Source organism: Thermoanaerobacterales bacterium (genome assembly GCA_030019475.1).
Lineage (GTDB): Bacteria > Bacillota > Desulfotomaculia > Desulfotomaculales > JASEER01 > JASEER01.
This window is the reverse complement of the sequence record JASEER010000067.1, coordinates 1-6,204: the sequence shown is the minus strand read 5'-3', so window position 1 is coordinate 6,204 and position 6,204 is coordinate 1. Positions and strand designations below refer to the sequence as shown.

7 protein-coding genes are annotated in these 6,204 nt (G+C 57.6%); 2 read left to right on the top strand and 5 right to left on the bottom strand.

Annotated features, from left to right (window positions below; all coding sequences use genetic code 11):
• Positions 1–347: 347 nt before the first annotated feature.
• The gene (locus QMC81_11540; GenBank protein ID MDI6908102.1) at positions 348–1,301 is read right to left on the bottom strand and encodes a DMT family transporter; all 954 of its coding nucleotides are present in this window, start codon (positions 1,299–1,301) and stop codon (positions 348–350) included.
• Between the two features lie 116 nt (positions 1,302–1,417).
• Here QMC81_11540 and QMC81_11535 point away from each other — a divergent pair, with 116 nt between their 5' ends.
• Positions 1,418–2,812 (top strand): PLP-dependent aminotransferase family protein, encoded by a 1,395-nt coding sequence (locus QMC81_11535; GenBank protein MDI6908101.1) that lies wholly within the window; start codon positions 1,418–1,420, stop codon positions 2,810–2,812.
• Here QMC81_11535 and QMC81_11530 read toward each other — a convergent pair.
• Positions 2,809–3,948: an ATP-binding protein gene (locus QMC81_11530; protein MDI6908100.1), complete on the bottom strand. Its 1,140-nt coding sequence runs from the start codon at positions 3,946–3,948 to the stop codon at positions 2,809–2,811. The two genes, QMC81_11535 and QMC81_11530, sit on opposite strands and share 4 nt — an antisense overlap.
• Before the next feature lie 181 nt (positions 3,949–4,129).
• A complete protein-coding gene (locus QMC81_11525; GenBank protein MDI6908099.1) occupies positions 4,130–4,591 on the bottom strand; it encodes a hypothetical protein in 462 nt (153 codons plus the stop codon).
• Between the two features lie 179 nt (positions 4,592–4,770).
• Here QMC81_11525 and QMC81_11520 point away from each other — a divergent pair, with 179 nt between their 5' ends.
• Entirely contained in the window at positions 4,771–5,286 is a 516-nt protein-coding gene (locus QMC81_11520; GenBank protein MDI6908098.1) for a proline dehydrogenase family protein, read from the top strand.
• Positions 5,287–5,463: 177 nt separating this feature from the next.
• Here QMC81_11520 and QMC81_11515 read toward each other — a convergent pair whose 3' ends face one another.
• Positions 5,464–5,718, bottom strand: a complete 255-nt coding sequence (locus QMC81_11515) for a hypothetical protein (protein ID MDI6908097.1) — start codon at positions 5,716–5,718, stop codon at positions 5,464–5,466.
• Positions 5,719–5,823: 105 nt separating this feature from the next.
• The coding region (locus tag QMC81_11510) for a hypothetical protein (protein MDI6908096.1) at positions 5,824–6,204 on the bottom strand (381 nt) is incomplete at its 5' end.

Genomic DNA, 6,204 nt, shown 5'->3' with positions numbered 1-6,204 from the left:
TGACATAACCGTAGTGAAACCCTGTCCGGGTGGCTTCAATCCTGGTGTCTGCGGAAGCTCTCCTCACCCCGTTTTCTCCTCTCACTAATCAGTCTCATCACAGGATGCACTGTGCCTCTCTCCTCTGGCCAAGTGAAGTAATAGGTTTCTTCGGAGCAGGCAAAAAACCTTTAACTTTGCCGGCATCTGATTACCGGCCACCAGATGGGCAGCTTGGACGACGAGTTCCGCTTCCTTAACCGCTTTTCACAATTATACAGCGCCAGCACAACCTTGGTGGGGCCTATCGGGGGTTTCCCCCGGCAGACCCCGAAGTCTTTGCCGAAGCGGTCAAGGACCCGCTTGCGTTAGAACACTGACGGCTGCCGGGATGGGGAAACGGGTCGGTGTTCTCCATCGGCAGGGCGTGGTTCCGATCCTGCACTTGCTGCCATCAATGCAATCCCCGCCACCACAAAACCCAGCCCCAACAGATGGCAGGGCATCAGCCTTTCGCCAAGGATCAGGTTGGACAGCAGAACGCTGCTGACAGGCATGAATCCGGCAAACACCCCGGCGGTGCTGGCGGGAACGGCCGCGGCGCCCTTGTAGAACAGGATGAAGGCGACCGCCGTCACGACGACCCCGTAATAGGCGATGCAAAGACCATCCGACCAACGTACGGAGGTAAAATCAAAACACAGTCCCTCGTATACGGCGAACGGCAGGAAGCTCAGAAATGCGAAGAGACTGACCAGTGCCGTACGGGTCAACGCTGAACTCCCCTTGGAGATCTTCTTCTGCAGGATGGTAAAGAGGGCCTCGCCGACCACGGCCCAAAAGACGAGGAGGTTTCCCCAAAGTGACCCGTACCTCGCGGTATCGGCGGACAAACCCACGGTGTTGACCGCAAGTACACCCGCCACCGAGAGCGCTATCCCGCCGACCTTGTTCCAGGCGGGTTTTTCTTTCAGGAACAGAAACGCGATCAGCCCGACCACGGCCGGCATGGTGCTGGTGATGATGCCTCCCGCAGTCGCGGAAGTCATCCTTAACCCATACAAAAGGAAGACCCGGAACAGGACGATGCCGGTCAACGCCTGGAGAAAGAGGACTTTGAGATCGCCTTTGGGGATACCGGGCAGTCCCCTGTGAGTCCTCCAGGTCAGGGGCGCCAAGACCAGCAAGGCCATGAAAAGGCTGGCCGCCGAGGTGAGAAAGACCGGGAGTTGCAGGGTTAGAATTCTACCGACCACCACGGAACTGCCGGCGATGGCCATGGCCGCCGCGAGGCAGAGATAGGCAGGGAGTCTCGTCTTCATTGCTAAGTCTCCTTGGGCTGGTGGAATCCGGTATAATGGTAGCATCCATCCGAGTGGTCACTGAAGCTCCACTTTAATGAAGTTTTCGCAGTACCACTTTCCGGGAGGCCGCCAGAATGCTCGGCATAACTGTTGACAAGAGCAGCAGCATACCCCTCTTCCGGCAGGTCTACGGGCAGATACGGGATCTGATTCTGGAAGGGAGACTGAAGGCAGGGGAGAGGATCCCCTCGACCCGGGAGATGGCCTCGGCTCTGGGGGTTTCACGCAATGTCGTCCTGGAGGCCTACGCCCTGTTGACGGCCGAAGGGTATATCGAGAGCCGGCTGGGGTCCGGCACCCGGGTGGCGGAAGGAGCCTGTCTGGGGCGAACCGGAGGGACGTCCCCGTCCGCCGGGGCAACGCATGCGGCTTTGGTCGGGCAGCCGCAGGATCTCATTGATTTCCGTTCCGGCGTTCCGGCACTGGATGTCTTTCCCCTCAAACGATGGGGGCGGATCATTCACGAGATCTGTCTGGAATCCTCGGGGTCCCTGCTGACATACGGTGTCCCGGAAGGCCGCGGGGAACTGCGGAGCGCTCTCTCCGAGTATCTCTTTCGCGTCCGGGGCATCGACTGCCGCCCCGAGCAACTGTTGATCACATCCGGCGCGACGCAGGGTCTGGCGCTGGCGGCCAAGCTGCTGTTCTCGCCGGGCGCCGAGGCGGTGGTGGAAGACCCGCTGAACAACGGGATGCGGAGAATCATCGCCGGTACCGGGTATCGTCTCAGGCCCGTGCCGGTCGACGCGCACGGCTTGCAGACCCGGCTGCTTCCGTCCGGCGCGGGTCCCCGCCTCATATACGTTACCCCGTCGCACCAGTTTCCCCTGGGAGGAATTCTGCCGGTGCAGCGGCGTATCGAACTGATCGCCTTTGCCCGGGAGAACGATTGTTACATCGTGGAAGACGACTACGACAGCGAGTTCCGGTATGAAGGGCCGCCCGTCAGCACCCTGCAATGGCTTGAACCCGAAAGGGTCATCTACCTCGGTTCCTTCAGCAAAACCCTGGCCCCGGCCCTGCGCCTCGGGTACGTTATCCTCCCCAGACCGCTGATGCAGCACTGCCGGGAACTGAAGCGGCTTTCGGATGTGCATACCCCGTCCCTGGACCAGATGGCGCTGGCGCGTTTCATCCGGGAAGGCCGGCTTGAGCGGCATGTCGCCAGGGTGAAAAGGGTCTATGCCGCGCACCGGCGCGCCCTGAAGGAGGCGCTGGAGCACCATTTCCCCGGAGGGCATACCGTCTCCGGCGACTCAACGGGACTCCATTTGATCGCCGAGTTTCCGGGGGTGGAATTCACCGACAAGGCAGTTGGGGTGTTGATACAAAACGGTGTCCAGGTCTATCCCGTCGAGAACCACGCTATTGTAAAGGGAAGGCACAAAAGCAAGATCATCCTGGGGTACGGGCATCTGAGCGGCGAAGAGATAGCGGAAGGCGTGCGGAGGCTGAGAATGCTGCTTTAGTGTTTTCGCTCACAGGCAAACAGCTCAGTGACATAGTCTTTGAACATCGGCTCGACAAAACGGTACTGACCTCTTATCACTTTTTCGATAACGCCCTTCTCAACCAGCCTGTCGAGGGTCCTGGCCACGCTGCTGGGATGGGTGCCGCCCCGGTAGGGTCGGCTGTCGGCGGCGAGCCGGCAGATGACTTCCCGCATATGGGCTGACTTACCCAGTTCATCGAGAATCTCCGTGAAGGCCGGTTCCAGAATCCTCAGCGCCTGGGCATGAGCCTGCCGCAACAAGGTCAGTGTCAATTCCCTGCCGCCCGTTTGCAGGAGAAGGTGATAGGCTTCGTTGCACAGCAACATGGTATCGTAAGGATGCCCGCCGGTAAGCTCCAGCAGTTCGCCGACAATGTTCCTGTCGGCCTCTATCCCCCGGCCGGCGTATTTCTCGACGATATACGCCAACCAGGCTTCCGCCGGCACAGAGGGGACCGGCAGCGGCACGGCAAACCTGTAGAAAGCCTGGCGGCGGGACGAAAAAAGACTGCGCATGATGCCTTCCTTGGATCCCAAGAACAGGTAACTGACCCGGTTCTGCTTCTGAAAGGCGGCCCGCATGCGCTTGAAGATGTCTTCGCCGGCGACAACGGACGCCTCCTGAAACTCGTCAAAGAGGACGACCACCCGCCGGTCATCCTTCTCTGCCAGCTTCTGAGGAAACTCCAGGGCCTGATCCAGCAATTCGTCAGGGCTGGCCTTTTGGTTCAAAAAAAGGCTGATCTCCAGGTCCAGGTCCTGCACCTTGATGCTGACCGGAACGGGGGCAAAGCTGCGTACCTTTTCCCGAATCGAGGCCAAGGTCCTGGGCAGCCCGGTACGGTTGGCAAGGCAGCCCTCGACTATCTTTTCGGCCAGGTGTTTCCTGTCTCGAAGGGCGAAACAGTCGACGGCCGCGGTGTAGCACCCTTTATCCTTTAAACGGCGAAGCGCTTCCTGAGCGAGAGACGTTTTCCCGATCCGGCGCGGCCCGGCCAGCATAATACTGTCGCCCTCTTCGAGGCGGGAGACCAGGGTGTCGACAAAATGCAGACGCCCTACCAGATCTTCTTCCGGTACCGGATGGCCCAGAGGGAAAAGTTTGTCTACCAAGGCACCCAACCCCATATCACGGTTTTAGGGATATTATATCACATCTCGCGCGATATAAAAATTACGGGGACACCATACCAAATTTCTGCGCTGCCCTCTTGCCAATCCCGCGCAGAGAGGTTGAAGACGCTCAATAGACTTTGCATAGGTCTTGGAAGCAGTAATTAAGTATGGTGTCCCTCTAACTCTCCGGCGGGTCACAGCCTTCCTTCTGGGCCAGACGCCGCTGGAAATAAAGAAAGACCGGCAGGGGGATGACCACCCACCCGAGACTCTTGATCAGGGTGTTCTTCGCCCTGCCGATCTGTTCTTCGCGGTGCATCCTGACCGCGGCCTCGTACTGGACCTTGATTTCGGCGTCGGTGTAAGTCCGACCGGTGACCTCCGGCTTGCGGTTCCTGAATTCCTCGATCGTCTGATAGTACGGTGTCGGGGCTATGATGTCGGCCAGAGCCATGAACGACCCGACGCTCCCCCCGATGGTCATCATCAGCGTGGCGAACAACACCAGGTAGATGTAGACGGTCTTGATGATGTTCTCTCCTCCTCCCCCGGCACAGGCTCCCTGCCTGATTCCTACTCCTACAACCGCGAAAACTGCCAATACGGCAGCCAGCGCCGCAAAAATAAGTATCGAAGTCATTATCCACCCCGTTTTACGCATGAAGTCCCGCTGCCGCAGGCGGTTTTTAAGCCGGCTTTCCCGTCGTGAAGCCCGCTCCTGCGCCAGGCAGGCGGCGAGAAAGTCCAGGAGTACAGCACTATAAGAATTCAGTAAGGTTTTTCTTTTCCCTGCCACATCTTTGGAAGGTCTCCATTACCGTGGTATTGCTTTTTTGCAGTTCGCGACTCGTCCGAGAGGGGATTCCGACGGCGATCACCATTCAGGCATACCTTTACCGAAGCGAACAGGATCTCCGGCAACTGATCGAAGAGGGAGCGGCTGTCCGGTTGGTCAAAGGAGCGTTTGCAGAATCAAAGGAGAGGGCCTGGACTAACAAGCAGGACATTGACGCAAATTACCTTCGTTTGGCTCAACTTCTCCTTTCCCCGGAAGCTAAAGCCAAATGCTTCTATCCTATTTTCGGCACCCACGATGACCGGATGATAAACGCAATTCGCCCCCTGCTGAATGAGAACGGATGGGGCAAGGATTCATACGAATTCGAGATGCTCTATGGCGTTAGGCCGTCGCTTCAAAGGCAGTTGGTTGACGAAGGGCACAACGTCAGGGTTTACCTGCCATTCGGCACTGAATGGTGGCCTTACACCATTCGTAGAATTGGAGAGAACCCGGCAAATGTGCGCTTGGTATTACGTGCAATTCGAAACGACTGACCACCTCCCGTTCACTGGTCCGGACTTGACCCGGCTTGGTGGACACCCTCATACTTGGGTGAAGCCTCATCAACTCATCCGCTAGTAGGATACGCCATCCAATATCGCCTAACGTATCGGTCGTGCACCCCGGCTGCTGAACCTTTTCTGCTATCGGGCGCTTGCCCTGGGTAGAGTTCATTTCAGGATTGTGAACGTGAAGATAGTATTTGAGCCGTTCAGCGGCCCCTCGACTGACTTGCGGCACACCATATAGTCCTCTTCAAACACTCGGGCACCAAGCGCGGAGCAAACGAGCGGAAGACGGTTCTGAAAGCCCATCGCTTTGTGCACATCACCCGCCCGAATCACAACCTCTTTCTGGCCACGGGCACGGGCAGGCTCAACAATGTGCTTCCCGCAATAGTCGCGTACCTCATCAGCGTAGCTCATCTAACCACCCCTTTGCATGCTCCGTAACGGAGTCTGGAAATCAGTGTGCTCGTTCATGAGACAGCATCCATCTCTCTCAGCAGCTTCTCCAGCCCCTCGGCGATCTCAACTCCTGAGGTTCAAGGTGACAAGTCTGGAGAATACCGTATTTAAGGAATAGCCTTGCCAGTTGGCTGTGTATTTTCTTTCATTAAGACGTGGTAATCCTAATAGAGCCTGCAGACCAATGCAAAACCGTCCCAATGCCCCTTCAAGATCGGTAAGAGAAAGCCTCGTCACCGAGAGGGCCCCGTCCTCTCGTAATGCCGCAAACCAATCGGCATCCTTGACCGAGATCCCTGTGTTTTCCGTCCCCAGGGATAATAATTGGGTATGGCCCCCCGTCCTGTAAACCCCTTGTCGGCGGTCATGGCCGCTGCAAAAAAGGTTCCATAAATGATGTAGGAAAAACCAAAAAACAGGTAGACCAGGCCCAGCCGCCACAAG